Annotated in this window: 14 protein-coding genes and 1 pseudogene; 10 read left to right on the forward strand and 5 right to left on the reverse strand. The window is 56.5% G+C overall.

What is annotated here, in order from left to right; translation table 11 throughout:
- Both ABIC09_RS06015 and ABIC09_RS06020 read left to right on the forward strand, forming a co-directional pair.
- Nucleotides 1-410 (forward strand): hypothetical protein (locus tag ABIC09_RS06015; RefSeq protein WP_502917647.1); only part of this gene is annotated, 410 nt, incomplete at its 5' end.
- 154 nt (nt 411-564) lie between these two features.
- Entirely contained in the window at nt 565-1,236 is a 672-nt protein-coding gene (locus tag ABIC09_RS06020; protein WP_354108694.1) for a Crp/Fnr family transcriptional regulator, read from the forward strand.
- Between the two features lie 190 nt (nt 1,237-1,426).
- Here the strand turns inward: ABIC09_RS06020 and ABIC09_RS06025 are convergent.
- A pseudogene (locus ABIC09_RS06025) lies at nt 1,427-2,829 on the reverse strand (glutamate-1-semialdehyde 2,1-aminomutase).
- Between the two features lie 526 nt (nt 2,830-3,355).
- Here ABIC09_RS06025 and ABIC09_RS06030 point away from each other — a divergent pair.
- The 4 genes from ABIC09_RS06030 to ABIC09_RS06045 all read left to right on the forward strand — a co-directional run bounded on the left by ABIC09_RS06030 (nt 3,356) and on the right by ABIC09_RS06045 (nt 7,273).
- Nucleotides 3,356-3,937 carry a dTDP-4-dehydrorhamnose 3,5-epimerase family protein gene (locus ABIC09_RS06030; RefSeq protein WP_354085504.1) on the forward strand — a complete coding sequence of 194 codons (582 nt, stop codon included), beginning with the start codon at nt 3,356-3,358 and terminating at the stop codon, nt 3,935-3,937.
- Between the two features lie 189 nt (nt 3,938-4,126).
- Entirely contained in the window at nt 4,127-5,383 is a 1,257-nt protein-coding gene (locus ABIC09_RS06035; RefSeq protein ID WP_354108920.1) for a methyltransferase domain-containing protein, read from the forward strand.
- 31 nt (nt 5,384-5,414) lie between these two features.
- Complete coding sequence (locus ABIC09_RS06040) at nt 5,415-6,800, forward strand: DUF4910 domain-containing protein (protein WP_354085503.1); 1,386 nt, start codon at nt 5,415-5,417, stop codon at nt 6,798-6,800.
- 116 nt (nt 6,801-6,916) lie between these two features.
- Nucleotides 6,917-7,273, forward strand: a complete 357-nt coding sequence (locus tag ABIC09_RS06045) for a VanZ family protein (protein WP_354108695.1) — start codon at nt 6,917-6,919, stop codon at nt 7,271-7,273.
- A gap of 65 nt (nt 7,274-7,338) precedes the next feature.
- Here ABIC09_RS06045 and ABIC09_RS06050 read toward each other — a convergent pair whose 3' ends face one another.
- Nucleotides 7,339-9,372 carry an HlyD family type I secretion periplasmic adaptor subunit gene (locus ABIC09_RS06050; RefSeq protein WP_354108696.1) on the reverse strand — a complete coding sequence of 678 codons (2,034 nt, stop codon included), beginning with the start codon at nt 9,370-9,372 and terminating at the stop codon, nt 7,339-7,341.
- A gap of 84 nt (nt 9,373-9,456) precedes the next feature.
- Nucleotides 9,457-11,598, reverse strand: a complete 2,142-nt coding sequence (locus tag ABIC09_RS06055) for a type I secretion system permease/ATPase (RefSeq protein ID WP_354085500.1) — start codon at nt 11,596-11,598, stop codon at nt 9,457-9,459.
- A 345-nt stretch (nt 11,599-11,943) separates the two neighbouring features.
- Between ABIC09_RS06055 and ABIC09_RS06060 the strand changes: the two genes are divergently transcribed.
- The 4 genes from ABIC09_RS06060 (at nt 11,944) to ABIC09_RS06075 (ending at nt 16,880) form a co-directional block, all read left to right on the forward strand.
- Complete coding sequence (locus ABIC09_RS06060; RefSeq protein ID WP_354108697.1) at nt 11,944-13,305, forward strand: glycosyltransferase family 4 protein; 1,362 nt, start codon at nt 11,944-11,946, stop codon at nt 13,303-13,305.
- 1 nt (nt 13,306) lies between these two features.
- A complete protein-coding gene (locus ABIC09_RS06065; RefSeq protein WP_354085498.1) occupies nt 13,307-14,440 on the forward strand; it encodes a radical SAM protein in 1,134 nt (377 codons plus the stop codon).
- A gap of 19 nt (nt 14,441-14,459) precedes the next feature.
- Nucleotides 14,460-15,728, forward strand: coding sequence for a glycosyltransferase family 4 protein (locus ABIC09_RS06070; RefSeq protein WP_354108698.1), 1,269 nt, complete (start codon nt 14,460-14,462; stop codon nt 15,726-15,728).
- A 423-nt stretch (nt 15,729-16,151) separates the two neighbouring features.
- The gene (locus ABIC09_RS06075) at nt 16,152-16,880 is read left to right on the forward strand and encodes a hypothetical protein (RefSeq protein ID WP_354108699.1); all 729 of its coding nucleotides are present in this window, start codon (nt 16,152-16,154) and stop codon (nt 16,878-16,880) included.
- Nucleotides 16,881-16,978: 98 nt separating this feature from the next.
- Here the strand turns inward: ABIC09_RS06075 and ABIC09_RS06080 are convergent, their stop codons facing one another.
- Nucleotides 16,979-17,200 (reverse strand): cold-shock protein, encoded by a 222-nt coding sequence (locus ABIC09_RS06080; protein WP_354085554.1) that lies wholly within the window; start codon nt 17,198-17,200, stop codon nt 16,979-16,981.
- A 1,090-nt stretch (nt 17,201-18,290) separates the two neighbouring features.
- The gene (locus ABIC09_RS06085) at nt 18,291-18,560 is read right to left on the reverse strand and encodes a DUF1488 family protein (RefSeq protein ID WP_354085495.1); all 270 of its coding nucleotides are present in this window, start codon (nt 18,558-18,560) and stop codon (nt 18,291-18,293) included.
- Between the last annotated feature and the right edge of the window lie 510 nt (nt 18,561-19,070).

Consider the following 19,070-nt stretch of genomic DNA (forward strand, 5'->3'; position numbering starts at 1 on the left):
CGTTCAAGCTGAGTACTGCGCTTATGGCTGTCCATACGGACTGTTACGCACCAATTGGACTAATCCAACAAGGCGGCCCTCGCCGGAGGGAGACGCGGCTACTGGCGCGGCTCGCTGACAAGCCTGTTCTGACCTTATACGCGCTGTTGGCAGAGCTTAGCGAACGTGGCGTCATGGTATCCTGCGACACGCTCTGGAGATATTTCAAGCGCCAGGGCCGTCAGCTTCAAAAAAACGTGTTCGCGACCGAGCAGGATCGTCCTGAGGTCTGGTGGAAGCCGCACCAGTCGAAAATCGATCCTTGCCATTTGTCCTTATCGACGAGACCTGAGCGACGAGCAAGGTGGGATGCGTTTGCGGTAGATTTGAGCGTGCTGCCCTCAGCTTGTACGAATTTTCCGATGGATTGAACGCGACGTAGGCAGCGAATAGTTTTCTTGCCAGACGGACTAGACCGATCGGCTTAGCCAGAACCGGCAAAATCCTAACGCGTTAGCCCGAATATCCTTCGTATCAAGAACGCTTACACTTCAACGCGTCGGGTTACGTGCTGAGGTGATACAAATGCTTACAGAATCGGCTTCGCTCGAAAACGGTCAATCGTTAACCTCAATCTATAAGCGCCCCCTCAAAGATATTTCTGACTTCCGACGGCCTTCCGCATCCTTCATAGCTCGTGGCAGGGCTCTTTTTTGGGAAGGAGAAGAAGAGGCCCAAAAGATCGAAATTGTTGAAGGCGTCGTCCGGGCGGTCCGACTCCAGGAAAACGGATACCGCCAAATCCTGGCCTTCTACTGGCCCGGTGATGTGGTTATGCCAACCCATTCAACGCACCAGCAGTTTACCGCAGAGGCTGTAACCGATTGTCGTGTTGTACGATCAAAAATCTCAGGAGTGTGTCGCAGCGATCAGCCCTGTGGTGCACACCAAGTTTTGGCAGACACCCTGACATTGGTGATGACTATGAGCCAGAAAAATTGTGTGGCGCGCATTGCGTGGCTGTTGTTGCGCATCCGACCGCACCTTCGTGCCGATCCCAAGCGTCCGGACGCGCTCCGGCTACAGTTACCCCGGGCTGACATTGCCGATCACGTAGGAACGTCACTTGAGACGGTTTGCCGCACGCTCGCGGAATTCAAAGCGAAAAACCTCATCGATCTTCCTAATCGCAAGACCATCAGGTTCACTGACCTTGAAGGTTTAGCGAGGATTTCAAACGGACGCGTCGTCGATTGAATTGAATCTTTAATTGAGTGTTTTCGTTGATTTCGCTGCGGGCCAACGCTTGGTATGCCGGCACTTGGGGCGCGCCCAGTCGTCGGGCGCGTCCCCTGGCTGCAACGCACTGCGCACAGAAATCGAAAATATCCCGAAGCCGGGGCTACCGGGTGCTTTGCAGTTTAGCGGTCATTCGCTCGTGCGTTGTTCAACGCACGAGCTTCTGTTTCCGAGATTCCGACCGGACGGTAGGACTGGCCTGTCGACGGAATACCGGTTGAACCGGTCGACCGGTTAGATAAGATTCAGGTCCGCTCTCCAGCGCGTTCCTGTATACGTCGAATACGTCATCGATGGCGTCAATCGTCCGATCGATATCATCGTCGGAATGGGAATAGCTCACGACGAGCGAGGGGAGCAGCAAGCCGCGGCGGATAGTTTCCTGCAGAAACAGCGTGCGAAAGATCTGCGATGACGCTCCGGTAACATCACAACATGCATAGACCAAATTTGACGCCCGGCCGGCGAGCTTGAAATGTTCGGTGAGCCCGCGATGGCGTGCAGAAGCTTCGATACCGGCTTTCAGGCGATCTCCCTGGCGATGCAGCGTCTCGACGACCGGTTGGTCTCGATAGGTGTCCATGACAGCCAATGCCGCGGCTAAGGCATGGGTCTCGGCGCCGTGCGTGCTCGAAAGTAGGAAGACACGATCAAGATTATGGTCTAGGCCGCCGAGTTTCATGATGCTGCGCTTGCCGACCAGCGCGGAAATCGCGATGCCGTTACCAAGCGCCTTGCCAAATGTCGATAGGTCTGCTTCGATTCCGTAGTGCTGCTGGGCAGAGCATTTCGGCCAGCGAAAGCCAGTGATCATCTCGTCGATGATTCAAGAGGGCGCCGTGCCGATGACAAAGTTCTCGCAACTTGGCCAGAAAATCGGCCGCAGGTGGCTCCTCCCTTTCGGCCTCGAGAATAAACGCCGCAATTCGGCCTGGGTATCGCGCAAAGAGCGATTCTGCCGAGGACAGGTCGTTGTACCGGAATCCGAGCGTCAGCTGCATCGCATCCACGGGAATGCCAGCGTCCATCGGTGTTCTGCAGATTGCCCAATCGTCGTAGGAGAAGAACGGATGGTTGGAGCATAACGCGACCATGTCGCGGCCGGTGTATGCGCGAGCAAGCCGGATCGCGGCAGTCGTAGCCGTCGACCCATCTTTGGTGAATTTTTGCCATCTCGGCTCCGGGCACCAGTTCGATTAGCCGTTCCGCGCACTCGGCCTCCAGCGGCGAAGGTCGCATGAAATTTGTTCCTCGCGCTAGTTGTTCGGTGGCTGCTTTGACCACCGGGGCAAAGCCATGGCCGAGCGACACAGCGCGCAGTCCCATCCCGTATTCGATGAACTCATTGCCGTCGACATCCCAGACGTGGCTGCCGAACCCCCTTGAGATGAAACCGGGCGCCAAGAGCGGATATTGATCGTCTCCCTTCGCATAGGTGTGTGCTCCTCCAGGGATCGCGGCGCGTGCCCGTAGCCGTAATTCGTCTGACGCACTGAATTTTTCGAGACCCGCCCGCGTCGCCCTCTTCCCTGAGCAATAAGAAGACCCCATCCTCATAACCGAACCCTCTCTCCTCTGCTTTCGACGGATCAGCCGTCTCCCGCCAATCTGTTGCGAGCCGACCTCATTTTATAAGGCCAAATGGCACATACTTGATGGTCCTCAAGTATGTGCCCGTCGTGGCGAGCACCTCAGAAAGTCGCTTCGAATCGCTCTGCCGGGGCGCGAGGCAAGGAGGGCTCCCGTATTGCAGGGGCCCGGCAAATCGCTCTGGAGGTCACCGTCTACACGTCGTCGTTATTGAGCTTTGTCAGATTGACCAAATGCAGAAGCAGCTAGGCTGAAGAACGCCGGGCCTCAGGTCGAATGCGAAGCATGTCTGATCAGTTCAGAGACGCGAGAGTCGAAATAAGTGTCGCGAAGGCGACGACACGGGTCATCGGCTGGCCGGTGTTCGGTGTCGCGTTTGCGCTGATTTGCGTCGTCGTATGGGACATTACTCTGCTCTGGCTTGTCGCTCGACTCTGTCGAACCGTGTTCTTTTAGAAACCAGGACCATAACCATCCATCATGCCGCATGATCTTCTCTGAAACAATTCTCGCTGGTGCTTATACCGTCGACATCGACAGACATCGGGACAACCGAGGGTCGTTTGCGCGGGTATTCTGCGCCGATACGTTCCTCGCACATGGGCTCAAGCCGGTCGTCGCGCAGGGGAGCATCAGCTATAATGCGAAAGGCGGCACCCTACGCGGCTTGCACTTTCAGTATCCACCGGCAGCAGAAACTAAGTACGTGCGATGCACAAGAGGCGCGGTGATCGACGTGATCGTCGATCTAAGGCCGGAGTCGCCGACGTATTTGGGCTACGTCACTGTCAATCTGTCTGCAGACAACGGCCGCGGGCTTTACATACCGGAACGCTTCGCCCACGGCTTCGTCACGCTCGCCGACGACACCGAGTTGATATATCTGATTAGCAACTACTACAGTCCAGGCGCTGAAGGCGGGCTGTCGCACGACGATCCCGCCCTTGCAATAATTTGGCCGGTCGAGGTGCGCGTGATCTCGGAACGGGACAGGGCATGGAAGCCCTACAGCGAGATCGGCGCTGAATTGAAGGCGCGAATGAGTCCTGCTCTGCGGCAAGACACCTAGGTCAAGCGGCGCAGCGATCTTGCAAGGGCGAGACGCCGTCATTTCGCGACCGCCGCGCTAAAAAGCGGAACGTGACTTGACAACTGTCAATAGCTCCACGGCGACAAAAGCTAGCGTGCCCTTAGCCTTCGTTGCTTTCCCCGCAGGAGCTACCAAATGTTGAAAGAGGTCACTTCCCCCGTCGACTCCATGGCTCGATCTGCGCGGGCATCAGAGCCGAGTTGCTGTCGTTTCTGCAACACGCCGCTCGAACGGGTTTTCATCGATCTTGGACTGTCGCCGCTGGCCAATTCGTATCTGCGGGATGAGAAAGCGAGGCAGGATGAGCAGTTCTTTCCGCTGCGCGCATACGTCTGCAGTGAGTGCTTCCTTGTCCAACTCGAGGAATGGGAAGCGCCGGAAAATATCTTCGGGGACTATGCCTACTTTTCATCCTATAGTGAGTCATGGCTGCAACATGCGAAGTCGTACGTCGCTCGAATGATAGAAAGATTCGGAATCGGTGCTCACAGCAGGGTCGTGGAGATTGCAAGCAACGACGGGTATTTGTTGCAATACTTCGTCGCGGAGGATGTGCCGGTTCTAGGGATCGAGCCAGCTCAAAATGTCGCCGCTGTCGCGCGCGCAAAGGGCATCCCGACCCGTGTAGAGTTTTTTGGTGAACGCGCCGCCCGAACGTTGAGACGTGAGGGGCTGCGCGCCAATCTTCTGATCGGGAATAACGTTCTTGCCCACGTCCCCAATCTGAACGACTTTGTCAAAGGGATGAGCATCCTCCTTGATGATCAAGGTGTGATCACGATGGAGTTTCCACATTTGATGCGATTGGTCGACGAATGTCAGATCGACACAATTTATCACGAACACTTTTCGTATTTCTCGTTCATCGCGGTCGAGAAGATCTTTGCGGCGCACGGATTGACCTTGTTTGATGTCGAGGAGCTGCCGACACATGGTGGGTCGCTTCGGATTTTTGCGCAGCACAGCAACACGGAATGGCATCCGATCTCACATCGCGTATACGATCTCAGGGCACGTGAAATCAGCGCTGGGTATGCCGATATCGATCACTACGATGCGTTTGAGGAACGCGCGACGCAAACAAAACTCAAGCTGCTCGCGTTCCTTGAGGAGGCGAAACGCCAAGGTAAGCGCGTCGTGGGCTACGGTGCCCCCGCCAAGGGCAATACCTTGCTGAATTACTGCGGCGTCACTCCCGATCTTATCGAATATACGGTTGATCGAAACCCACATAAGCAGGGCTGCCTACTGCCTGGGACTCATATCCCGATCTTCGACCCCGAGCGGATTAATGTGACGAAGCCGGATTACATACTCATTCTGCCTTGGAATTTGAAACGAGAGATCGTCAATCAACTGTCGTTCGCCCGGAGCTGGGGAGCTCAATTTGTGGTGCCTATCCCGGAGCCAAGGCTCGTAGATTGATCCTGATAGGCTTTGTTTGGATAGGTGTGCCATGGATGACATCGCGCGACACGTCGATCTTGCGAGCCTCGTGGAGAGCGAGTCTGCGGTCGATCTGTCGAGTGACGAGAGCGGGAAGGCGATCCACGAGTTCATCGCGGAGATGTACCCGATTTGCCGCAGCATCACCGGGGATGGGGTTAGAAAAACTATCGACTTGATCAGAAATTACATCCCGCTCACAACCTGTGAGGTCCCGTCCGGTCTCCAGGTGTTTGATTGGACAGTTCCTCCAGAGTGGAATGTTCGAGATGCATACATAAAGAATAGCGCCGGAGACCGTGTGGTCGATTTTAAGAAATCGAATCTGCACCTTCTGGGTTACAGCGTACCGATGCGGGCGCGTATGACGCTCGACGAACTCAAGCCGCATCTTTATTCGGATCCAGAGAGACCTGATTGGACGCCCTATCGCACCAGCTATTATGAAGCAACCTGGGGCTTCTGTTTACCGCACAATCAACTTCTCACCATGCCTGAGGACGATTACGAGGTCTGCGTCGACTGCAGCCTCGAACCAGGTCATCTAACATATGGAGATCTAAGGCTACTTGGTCATACTTCAGATGAAGTGTTGATCTCTTGCCATATTTGTCATCCGTCGCTGTGCAACGACAACTTGTCTGGAATAGCGATTGCCACCGCGCTTGCCCAGCATCTTCGAAAGATGGATCTTCGATACACTTACCGGTTCGTCTTTGTACCAGGGACGATCGGCTCGATCACCTGGTTGGCGCTCAATGAGGCACATGTCAAACGAGTAAAGCACGGATGTGTAATAACCTGCGCAGGTGATGCCGGCCCGATGACCTACAAAAGGAGCCGTCGTGGTAATACGGAGATCGACAGGGCCTGGTCCTATGTTCTCGAGAAGAGTGGCGAACCCTACGAGATCCAGGAGTTCTCACCCTACGGCTACGACGAACGGCAGTATTGCTCGCCCGGCTTCAATCTTCCGATTGGGGCCATCATGCGAACACCGTACGGAAAGTTCGCGGAGTATCACAGCTCAGCTGACAATCTGGATTTTGTTTGTCCTGCTGCCTTGCGCGACACGTTGGCGAAAACAATTGCCGTCATCGATGTCATCGAGAACAACGCATACTACCGGACGCAAAAGCCGTTCTGTGAGCCAAGGCTGGGCAATTATGGCCTTTACAATGGACTTGGCGGCCTTACAGCCGGGGACTTCCAGATGGGGCTGTTATGGGTCCTGAACATGTCAGATGGAGAAAGCTCGCTTCTTGATATTGCCGAACGGGCCAAACTTCCCTGGGAAACGATCAAACAAGCTGCGGCGGCACTGAGCCGGGCAGGTCTCATAAATGCAGCTGAGTTGGACCTGAAGGTTAGCACGATAGAGTCGTCTGGACGTTAAAGGGCCGAGGGCTGGACGGTTCGGATCTTCGATTGTTGAGAGGAGCTCCGGTGGTAGACGGAACTTGGTGTTCGACTTGGGCAGAAGCCAGACAAGTCATGATTCGGCGGTCGTGCTTGATTGCCGGCTGGCTAGCGCTGGCCTTCATTGCTTTTGCAACGCTTGCCCCGATCCAGGACCGGCCGATGGTAGCAAATTTGCACCTTGAGCACTTCGCGGCTTTTGCCGCCATGGGCCTGGCGTTTGCCGTGGGCAGCCCGCGCCGCCCGATCGTCATCGCAGCGACGATGGTCGCCAGCGCCGTCGTACTCGAGAGCCTGCAGTTGCTGACAGCGGACAGGCATGGCCGAATCGTCGATGCCTTTGTGAAGGCGACGGGGGGAGTTTGCGGGGTCGGTATCGGCCAAGTGATCGCGAGCTGGTTATCTCGGATCGAAATCCGGCTCGCGTTGCCGGCGAAATCTCGTCACTAGCTAGCGCGGTACTCGCGACCGGAGCCGGTCGGTTGCGGTGCTCGGATCTGCGCGGAGCAACTATCTCATCTTTCACGCAGACTTTCCTGCTTGTACCTCATGATCGGTGACAGGAGGTAGCTGATAACGCTACGAGAGCCGGATTTGATTTCGACAGTGGCAGCCATCCCGGCCGAAAGGCTGACACGCCTGTTGTCGATGTCCATGTAGTTGCGGTCGAGCGATACCCGTGCGGCGTACAGAAGCTCCTGCCCCTTCGGTTCGCTACTGGTCGTCTCTGCACCCAAAGATTTGGCGGTGCCGTTCTCTGGCGGCTTGTTACGAGCGATGGCATCCTGGGAGATGCTCGTAATCTTGCCATGCAACAGCCCGTACCGGGTGAAATTGAAGGTGTCAATCTTGATAGCGGCTTCCTGGCCTGCTTCGACAAATCCGATGTCCTGATTTGAGATCATGGCTTCGACCTCGAGATTGCTGTCGGTTGGTACGATCGCCATGAGTTGTTGAGCCGGCGTGACGACACCGCCAACTGTGTGAACGTCGAGCTGCTGCACGACACCGTCGATCGGAGCGATCAGGTTTTGCAGACCCGTGTGCCGCTCGGCCTTGATCACGTCCTGGGTTAGTCCGGCGGACTTCTGTTCCGCCTTGGCGAGCTCCTCGAACAAAGTGCGTTCGTACTCGGCGATTGTCTTGTTTCGGGTCTCCACGAGAACGCCAATCGCGGCGTCGGCCTCACCGAAGCGGCTTTGTTGAACCAGTATCTCCTGGCGCTGGCCGAGCAGTTCTTGGTATTCTGTCAAATATTGCAGCTTCGATCCCAGTTCCTTCTGGTACAGCTGCTCGCGTATCTCAACGCGCTGCTGAAGCGGAACGATCGTTGACTTCAGCTTCTCGATCGACGCCTTGGAGGTAGTTCGTTCGGCTTCCTTCTGTACGATCTGCCGGTCAATTGCGGCCAGTTTTGCCCTCTGCTCGGAGGTCTGACTGCCAAGAAAGCGACGATGCATCTCGACGAGCGAAGGAAGCGCACCGGGTGGCGGTTCGAAGGCTGAGGCAGGATTTGCGTTGTTTGACAGCAACGCCTTGAAACGCGCAGCGTCAAGCTGGGCGCTCATTAGGTCGCTCTTCAGGTGATTGAGTTCGGCTGCTGAAATTGTCGCGTCCAAATCAATCAGGTGCTCACCGGCTGTGACGGCCTGCCCGTCGCGGACGTATATTGTGCGGACAACGCTGGTTTCGAAGGGTTGAATGGTTTTGGTGCGGCCGCTTGGAATGACCTTGCCGGGAGCAACAGCAACAATATCGACCGTTCCAAGACAGGCCCATGCCAGTGCGATGGCGAGCCCCGCCATCATGCTGACGACGATAGCGCGCCCCACGGGGGAGGGAGGTGTCTCAACGATCTCGAGTGCGGCAGGCAAGAAGGCGAGTTCGTCGCTCGGACGGGCTCCATCGGTGGGCCTTAGCCTCGCGACCGCACGTCCGAGCTTGCGGGCGTGATCCGCGAAGACAATGACGGCGTTCCCCGAGTTGCTACTCTGTGCTGGCCCCTGAGGTTTGGGGGACCGCGGCTTATCCGTTGACCGCATGTGGCCAGCGAGGCTGGCGAACTTATCGACCAGGCGCGAAAAGACGACTAGCGAACGAGCCTTCGAAGCTTGAGCTACGCATAGGCCATCCCGAGCCAGGCGCAGGACCCGAGTGGCGCTGGCGCGGCGTCGGATGATGAAAACCAGCCGCCCATCCCAGGTGGCCTCGAGTTCAGATCTGGAGATGATGGCCGGTCGCTCGGCACCGGGTGCCAGGATAACCGCCTCGTGGCCATGCACTTTTCCGAGCAACAGGAAGCTTCCGCCTCGAAGCGGAATAATGCCCGGCAGGGGATGCGCTGAGAGTCCGTCCCAGTCGGTTCTCAAACAGCGCGCAAAGAGGTCCATCTCGCTCGCATATGCGAGCATTTCTGAAACATTGATCGCAGCATTGCCCGACCACCGGCGAATGCGGTCGGGATTACTTTCAATACCGCGGAAACGAAGCAGGACATCCAGGACGAAGAGTCCCGGGTCATCGACGACCTGTGTAGCGATCGGCTCCATTAGGCTCATCGGCCCCAAGACAGGATTGGGGGTGAATAGGCGAAGTTTCGTCGCGTCGCGGCAGAATCACAAGAGAGAGATGCACTAGCGAATCTCATGGAAGCCTGCCTGCAATCGATAGAGCTTCGAGTATCGTCCACCGCTTTTGACCAAATCTTGATGGGACCCGTCCTCGATTACTCGGCCATCTTCAATCGTGATGATGCGGTCGGCCATTCGCAAAGCTGATAGCCGATGGGCAATGATCAGCACAGTGCGGCCCTTTGCAATCGCCGCCATATTCTGTTGGACGATATGCTCGCTCTCGTAGTCGAGTGCGCTGGTAGCTTCGTCAAAAATCAAGATCCGGGGATCGGTTACTAGTGCGCGTGCGATCGCTATGCGTTGACGTTGTCCACCGGATAAACTGCTCCCACGTTCCCCCACGATAGTGTCATAACCTTGCGGCAGTCGCAGAATGAAGTCATTTGCGCCGGCCATCATCGCCGCCTCGATCACGCGTTCTGTCGACGTCGCCGGATCGCCGAACGCGATATTGTCCCTCATCGAACAGTTGAAGAGGACGCTATCTTGAAGAACGACACCGATCTGTCGGCGCAACCAAGCAGGATCCACCTGCGCCACATCGATTCCGTCGATCAGGACCCGGCCACGCTCGGGTATATAGAGCCGCTGCACGAGCTTGGCCAGGGTGCTCTTGCCGGATCCCGAGGCGCCCACAATTCCGATGATTTGGTTCGCCGGAACATGGAGGTGCACATCTCGAAGGATTTCAGGTCCATCGATGCGGTAGCGAAAGGTCGCATGCTCGAAGGTAATATGGCCTTTGATCGCAGCCAGCGCCATCTTGCTGGCACTGTATGCCGGCTCGGGCTCTGTGTTCAGAATATCGCCAAGGCGTGCGATCGAAAGTCTGGCTTGGTGGAAGTCCTGCCAAGTTTGAGCCAATCGAAGCACCGGTGCGCTTACGCGCCCAGCGATCAAATTGAAAGCAACAAGCTCTCCGACGGTCAAATCGCCACTCATGACAAGTCGCGCGCCCAAGTAGAGGATGGCCGCGCTGACCAGTTTGCTGACGAGTTGAACCGATTGACTTGCCACGTTCGCCAGGCTTGTCACCCCGAAACTCGCGGCGACGTATTCGGCCAATTGCTGCTCCCAACGGCGCTGGATCTGCGGCTCGACCGCCATTGCCTTTAGCGTCTCTATTCCAGTGACACTCTCGACCAGGAAGGCCTGGTTTTCTGCGCCACGTTGAAACTTTTCATCAAGTCGTCGCTGAAACAGCGGCGTGACGCCGGCGGAAATTCCAACGTAGACTGGAAGCGAGAAGAGAACGACCCAGGTCAGTGCCGGCGAGTATATGAACAGCACTGCAATGAACATAATAGCGAAAAACAGATCGATAATCAGCGTCAAGGCTGAGCTCGTGAGGAAATTTCGAATATTCTCCAGTTCCCGCACTCTCGCAACGGAGTCGCCGACCCGACGAGCCTGGAAATAGCCGATCGGCAGCGCCAATAGGTGCCGAAATAGCTGTGCTCCGAGCTCCACATCGATCCGATTGGTGGTGTGGGAAAACAGATAGGTGCGAAGGATGCCAAGCACCGATTCAAATACTGCGATCGCGACAAGGCCAAGGGCTAGCACGTCCAGCGTGCTCATACTTCGGTGAACCAGGACCTTGTCGATGACGACCTGAAAGAAAAGGGGTGACGCCAGCGCAAGGATCTGAAGAAAGAATGAGGCAGCCAGTACTTCGATCAGCAGTCGGCGGTACTTGTGAATCGCGCCCAGAAACCAGGTGATGTCGAAGCGGCGTGCAAGACCGGAAAGAGACGCGCGGCGCCTCATCAGGATCACCGATCCGTCCCAAGCGGCTTCAAGCTCGATCTGCGACATCAAGACCGGCTGAGAGCGACCAGGTTCGAGAGCGATAACCTTGTCCTCACCGGCCTTTCCGAAGATCAAGAATTTGCCGTCTCGCAGGATGGCGAGTGCCGGCATGGGCAGGCCGGAAAGTCGAGACCAATTTGTTTTGACGACGCGCGCCCTCAGCCCCAGCTCCTTGGCGCAGCCGAGTATCTCGGCAACCTTGATAACCGCTCCAAACCGATGCCGGAGTCGTTCTGGATCTACCGCGACTCCGTGAAATCGGAGCATCATAACCAATGCAATCAATCCCTGATCGGGGATCGTGCCAATTGGCCCGAGTTCCTTGTGCATTTGCGCTCCGCGCTGCCTCACGCAGTTGCGGCCCGGCAATCTCTGTAGCAGTGCAGATCGACCATGAAAGGTATGTCGCTCCGGTGTTGTTGTCGCTCAAGACACAACCCGGTATCCACCGATTGAGGCAGCAATCCGACACAAGAATGGGCCACCGCGGCATATTAGGCCAGGCCGCGAAAGCAAGTTGACGGCCGTCAATATCGGCGGAAACAGGTCGCCTACTGTCCAATAGATGGTTGAAATTGTAACGAGAGCAGCCGCGTGCCGCCTGATCGAATGGCAGCAAACTGGAATTGGCGGTCGCGCGGGCCTTGTTCCGACTCATCGGTCAGGAACGCGGCAATGATGGAAACTTCGTTCGATTTCGGCGAGGGGCCGGTAGTCGAGGGTTCGGCCAAACGTGCGAGAGCGCGTTCGGAGCTAGATGCCCAACACGCCGGCCGCGACAAGTTCGACGAGTCGGCTCGCCACACTCTGAAAGTGTTGTTCGCGAACAAGTTCTTCTTTCGCAACGGTGGCTCCGAAGTCGTCATGTTTGACGAGATGGAGTTGATGCGGAGCCGGAACGTTGGCGTAGTTGAATTCTCAATGAATGACGACCGAAACATTCCATCGCGATTTCAGCCGTACTTCGTATCGCAAAAATCGTACCGAACCCCCTCGCGAAGCGGCAAAATGAGATCCGCACTTTCCCTTATTCACTCGCCTGAAGCAGTCTCGAGCATTGCGCGCTTGATCGAGGATGAGAGACCGAACATCCTGCATTGCCACAACATCTACCACCAACTCACTCCCTCTATCATCACCGCTGCGGCGAAACGGGGAATTCCCGTCGTTCTAACGCTCCACGACTACAAACCAGTATGTCCGGTCTATACGCAGCTGAGCAATGGAAAGGTATGCACGAGATGCGCGGATGGTGGTTTTGAGGCGCTTCTCGCGCAACGTTGTGCCGACGGGTCGTTCGGTCGCAGCGCTTTGCTCTGGGCGGAAGCGCGGTATCATGCATTGGCGGGAAGCTACCGCCGCGTCGACAAATTCATTGCGCCGAGCAAATTCATGTACGAGGCCATCGTCCGCCGGTTTGGTACGGACAAGGTGGTGCACATCCCGAATGGGATAGACACGTCGCGTGTCGAGATGTCTGCGAGCGATGAAGGTTACGTATTGTATTTTGGACGCCTGGCACCTGAGAAAGGCGTCGAGACTCTCCTTCGCGCTCATGCGGCGGACCAGGCGGCCTGGCGACTGGTCGTCGCTGGCACGGGACCGTTGCTGGAGGAATTTCAGCGCAAGTATCCGGCGGCGGAGTTCAAAGGGCATTTGACAGGACCCAGCCTGGAAAGGACGATCAAGGAAGCGGCCTTGATTGCGGTCCCTTCCGGGTGGCACGAAAATAGTCCGCTATCGATCCTTGAAGCGATGGCAAACGGAAAGCCGATAGTGGCGTCACGGATCGGTGGCATCCCCGAGCTCGTCAGGGATGGAGTGACGGGTCTGTTGTCTGACCCCGGCGACGTTTCGCAGCTGTCTGAAAATATCAGAAGGCTTCTCGCTGATCGCGATTGTCGTGATAAATTCGGGCGCTGTGCGCGGAGGGTCGTAGAGACCGATTATTCACTTGAGTCGCATGGAGCCGCGTTGTTCTCGCTGTACGAGGGCCTAATCGAACTGGCCGGTTTGCATAAGAGAATTGGATCATAAAATGGACCTCACTGTCATTTCGACGTTCCGCTGCAACTCGAAGTGCCAAATGTGCTACATCTGGCAAAACCCGACCGAACCGAAGGAAGAGGTGTCCCTCGCAACGTTGTCGAAACTTCCTTCCGGGTTTGACAATCTGAATGTTTCAGGCGGAGAACCGACGCTTCGCAAAGATCTCGCGGAAGTAATCGACATCGTCTACCCCAAGGCAAGGGTGACGGAGATATCGTCGAACGGCCTTCACCCCGAGCGTCTGATTCCGATTATCAAGAAGTACCCGAATATCAAGGTGCGTTTTTCCTTGGAGGGCGATCCGGAAACCAACGACAGAATTCGTGGCGAGAAGGACGGATACAGCACCAAGATTGCGGGGCTGCGCATGCTTCGTGAAGCGGGTGGCACCGATCTCGGTTTTGCGATGGTCATTCAAGATGAAAACGTCGATCAGCTCGTCAACGTCTACGAGTTTGCCCGGAAGGAAGGATTCGAACTGGCGACTTCAACGCTCCATAACGCTTGGCAATTCTACAAGAACGACAACTATTTCTACGATCGGAAGGCGGTCGCGCGAAAGGTCGAAGGACTGATCTCGTCGATGTTGCGCAGTCCGAAGCCAAAGAACTGGTTTCGGGCTTACCTGAACCTTGGTTTGATCGAGAAGATCCTTGGCCATGATCGGCTGATACCTTGCAGCGCAGGGAAGGACTTCGCGTTTATCGACCCCTGGTCGGACGTATGGGCATGCAACGTCCGCTCCGATCTTCCCATGGGCAATCTTGCCCGGCAATCATGGGACGAGATCATGAACAGCGAGGTCGCGCAGCAGACGCGGAAGAAGGTTGCAGGCTGCGGCCAGAATTGCTGGATGGTGACCACGGCGCGAACGGCCATGCGGTCCAACCTGGTCCCTCAGCTGCCGAAAACCGTGCCGTTGCTCTGGGTCTTGAAGAACAAGCTCAAGGTATCGATCGGCAAGAGCATCTGTTTTGACAGCTACATCAATTATTCCGACGTGAGGCCGTCCCCGCACGTCGAGCGGATCTCGTTTCTGAACAAGAACGTCAAGGGCCGGCTGGTCAAGGGACGCATTACGCCCGACGAGCATTACCCGTTGCGAACATTCATGAACAATTGAAGTTGTGGAGGAAGGTCTGATGAGCAGGCGCGAGATCTATATGTTCGGCTTCCGCGGCTTCCCGCAGGTTCAGGGTGGTATCGAGACGCACGCAGAGAATCTCGCACCGCGGGTGGTCGAGCTCGGCAGAAGAGTTACCGTGTGCATGCGGTCTCCCTATGTCGAGCCGAACGCCGCGAAAATATGGAAAGGGGTTCGAATACTGCAGCTGTGGACGATACCGAATAAGTACTTCGAGACGCTGCTTCATTCCGTGATTTGTGCGGCCGTAGCGGCGGTCCGGAGACCTGGTTTGGTTCATATTCACGGCATAGGGCCCGCAATCGTAACTCCATTGCTGCGGGCCATCGGTCTGCGGGTCGTTGTCACCCATCACGGCGAGGACTACAATCGCGAGAAGTGGGGCTGGGCGGCACGCGCGGTGCTGCGAACCGGTGAAGCCATGGGGATGCGCTACGCCAACAAGCGCATCGCTGTCAGTCGCAGCATTGGTGACCTCATTGCGTCCAAGTATGGACAACCCTGTGAAGTTATACCGAATGGGGTCGCATTTTCGGACATGCCGCAACTGAGCGAGAGGGTCGCCGAATTGGGATTAGAGCCAGGGCGATACGTATTGACGGTCGGTCGTCTGGTTCCCGAGAAACGACAACTCGATCTTCTGCGTGCCTTTGCGGCTGCAGCACTACCAGGATGGAAGTTGGCGATTGTTGGCAAGATCGATCACCAGAACGAATATGCAGATCAACTGGTCAGAGAGGCGGCAGACTGCCCAAACGTGATCATGGCGGGCTTTCAGACCGGCGACGCGTTGCGACAACTCTACGCTCACGCTGCGCTTTTCGTGTTGCCGTCATCACATGAGGGCCTGCCCATAGTGCTGCTTGAAGCGCTAAGCTATGGATTGCCGGTGCTGGTGAGCAATATCGCTCCAAACCTCGAAGTCGTGGAAGATCCCGCACACGTTTTCCAGGTCGGAAATTGCGAGGAGATGCGCGGAAAGCTATCGGCGTTGACTGCCGCACGCCTGAGCGCGGAGGAGCGCGAAGCCGTGCGTCGTGAGAGTGCATTGCGTTACGATTGGTCCGACATCGCACAGCGAACGTTGGAAGTATACGACGACCTGCTTGGCCGGAAATGGCAAGGCAATGTCGCGCGGTCGAGTGGGACCGCAAACCGAAGAACGCAACAATTGAGAACAGGCCGCTACGACCTCGCCCGGAGCGTCAACGACAATCTTGCGAAGCCGCTCGTTGGTTCATCGTCGGCAGAAGTCGAACTGAAATAATGAGATCGGGTCGGCGGCCTCTGGCAAAGGCGCACGACGATCTTTTTGGTCTTCACGCTTCCGCCGTTTGCGGCCACCGATCCATAGCGCTGTTCCACACTCCTGCCTGGGCGTGGCCTTTGGCTATCGTCTAGCAGTTCGTAGAGACTGGCCACGCCTCAACCCACCTGCGCGCGCCCTTGGGAAAGCCAAGGCAAACCTCCACACGTTCACCTGGGCATCAGCAAGCCGCGGTCAGACCCTGCGGGCGCGTCTCGGCTGCCAGTGCCACGAGTTCACTATTGCACTCTTGCCTTGATTCTGAGCACAAATTGGGCTTCCGAAACCGGCTCAACCCTGAGAGGCTGCGGACCGGGGATTCGCAAGGCGACGAAGCGTCGGGTCGGACGCCGAAGCGGCTAAGCGTTGGTGGATTTTATACGGATGAGCAGGGTGGACACGTCAAGCGCAATTGACCGGCTGATCGTGCCGATCGTCGAATTGGCCGGCGAAAACCTGATGAGCCTACCCGACCCCTCGTTCGACTTTGTGCCGGACAAAATGAGAGAAGGAATCTCGGCCATTCATCTGCGCTTGAAAGCGGAGCTGAAAGCGCTTCTGCAGCTACGGACTATATATGGCGATATGATTACGTGCCGGATTGTTGCCGGTGAATATCCATGGATTCTCGGTGAATTGTCACACTACCAGCATTTGAGGCTTGCTTGGTCGCAGCTCATGCGGCTGAGCGACCTGTTCGATGAAATCATGAAGGAGATTGATCGCCTTCACAGCGAAACGCTGGAGATCCTTTCTGTCGATGTCGACCGAGCGATTGGTTGCGCGGCTAGCGGAGGCGCCCCTCGAATGGGGGCGATCGACCGGGACACGCGTGCGGATCGTTGGTATGAGGTTGCGCCACAACCGGAGCCGCCAATCTTTGACACCATGAGGATGGCGAGCGAATGGTCCGACAGCGCCCCTCCTTTCGCGGATTACTACGGTGCAGCTCGGTGCGACCTATTAAGCCAGATTGATGCAACCATGCAGACAATGTCTTCCGGCATCGTCGGCTTTCTGTCGGATCACGGCGGCGAACTAGTAGATCTGGTCGGACGTTACCACGATATGATCAGGAACTTTAGAACGGCTGCATCGCGGGATATGATATGAAGGTCACAGAGGGGGGCTGTGGGAGAACCGGGAAATTGCGCGATTCAAGTTATGCAGGTCAGCGATGGTGTTGCGCCGAGAACCTGAATTCAAACTTATCAATCCGAGGACTGTTTCGTGCTGACCTGCAAATGACGGGCAGTCACCTTGCCGGAGACTGAAACGAGCTCGTAGCTCAACCTTTGCCCTTCGGTCAACGCGGAAAGCCCGGCTTCCTCAACGGCTGACACATGGACGAATACGTCTTTGCCTCCACCGTCGGGCCGGATAAATCCATAACCTTTGAATTTGTGAAACCAAACTACAAATCCGGTCGCCAAAGTACCTCCACGAATATTCCTCATGTCCTGTTCCCGGATGTCGGACTCAGGACCTCAAATCGCGCGTAACGTAAATTGCAATCGCGCGTAGCTATCGGGGCCTAAAGTTGTGAACCCCGGTCGTCTTTCTCAGTTAATCCGTCTCGCTCCAGTCAGGCTCGGTTCAGAGCCGCGAGCATCTGTCGCAGCAACCATCCCCGAAATATGCGTTCTCGACTTGCAAATAAAGTAGGCATTTGCTTCGCAAATACGCAGCAGCATGGCGAATTCTTGATTGCCTTTCTCGCGCGTTAAGTGCTGGCCGCCCCAGCAGATGCTTTCTTCGCCAACCCCACGCAATAGATAATGTCTACGGGACCGGTCGGTTTCAAGGAAGCGTCGACCATTTTTGCCGCAGCAAGACCTGCCGCGTATGCTACGGGAGGGCAAGTGCTGTGCTGCATCAAGGCACTCCTCGAAGAAGAACTAAGCCCGCGACGCCGGGCTAGCGGGGTGCCCAAAGGCGATGGAAGCGCCGATGTGGCTGCGAATGGGAGGACGGCAGAAAGTGACAGTTCGATGAGCATAGGGGTTGTTCGGGGGAGCCAGCTCCTGAGCCGAAAGCGCTAATCGGAAGATCGTTAGGCTCATGACCGAATCCTGCGTTGCGGAGAGCTTGATCCTGTCCGCTGCACGCCGCTCCGCTCCGAACGCCGGGAGCGGGCCCACTAACGTCACGTTGAAGAACGCGAATAGCTTGAGTTTTCCGGTCCACTTCAAGCAAGCTTACGTCGACCGGACGATGAACAATTTGACTGAGCTCAAGTGAGGGATAACCACTTGCTTTCTCAGAGCGGCGCCCGCGCCCAAATCAGAAGATCAGATAATTCGGAGCGGGAGCTTTAGCCTGCTGGCAATTTTCTTATGGCTTGTGGCGTTCTCCGCAAACGTCTCGAGACCGTATGCACACTCTTGCCTTGCAGGATCAGGGACCGCAACTGCTCGATTTCGTCATTACTCCACGGTGGAGCAATTGGACGCTTCGAAGCGGGCAGTGTTAGCAATGTCACACTCCCTTCGGGTGGGTGGCCAACGTGAGAATGCCGCGATACTAGTGAAGCGGCGTGAGTTGGTAAGTCGTAACAATCGGCTGTTCCTGCCCGGCATCATAGTTCTGGCTGGCTATGGCCCGAATGGTTTCGCGGTGCCTTAAGTAGGTCGCGCACACGTCCCCCTCATCGTCGCCGTCCGCTGTTGCGCGGCGGGCCAGTGCCGCCCAATCGATTGCGCAGAGAATTGGTTTGTCACCGTCAAGCAAGGCGAACCGTATGCCCCAGTGGTCCACTACAATCCCGGTCGAAGGGTCTGACCGAAGCGGCATGGCGATCAATCTCGGTTGAGCAATGCGTTACGGGCTACCTGCTTCTATAGGCAACGAGCGCGGCAAGGGCCGCCTTCGCGTCACACTGCTAGAGCGCGTCTTACCGTCCAGATAAGCGCAGCATACGTGGGAGGACGACCAGGAATCTGACCAACGTCAAATTGCAGAGGGGGAATACTCATGCACGGGAGCCCCCGACGACGAGATCCTGAGTCATGCGAGCCGCATACCGTCTACAATCAGTAAGGTCTGCAGTCGGCCGAACGGACCGCGTCTTTTTCAGCCGGCTCTCCCAGCTCCTGGCGGGGGGCGGCCGGCAGACAGTTCTAGATCGTCGCGCAGGTCCTGGGTGTTCAAGGTACAGCCCTCAGGGCGGCCCCCGACCACCTCGACGAGCCGTTCGGTCAGATGTAGTCGACCGTGAAGAATTCCCCAAGCCATTGATTTGGAATCCAGAAGCGGGATTTTGTCGTGAGTGGATTTGCCGGGAAATGGGTCTGCAGGAGGGGA

The organism is Bradyrhizobium sp. S3.12.5 (genome assembly GCF_040548225.1).
Classification (GTDB): Bacteria; Pseudomonadota; Alphaproteobacteria; order Rhizobiales; family Xanthobacteraceae; genus Bradyrhizobium; species Bradyrhizobium cytisi.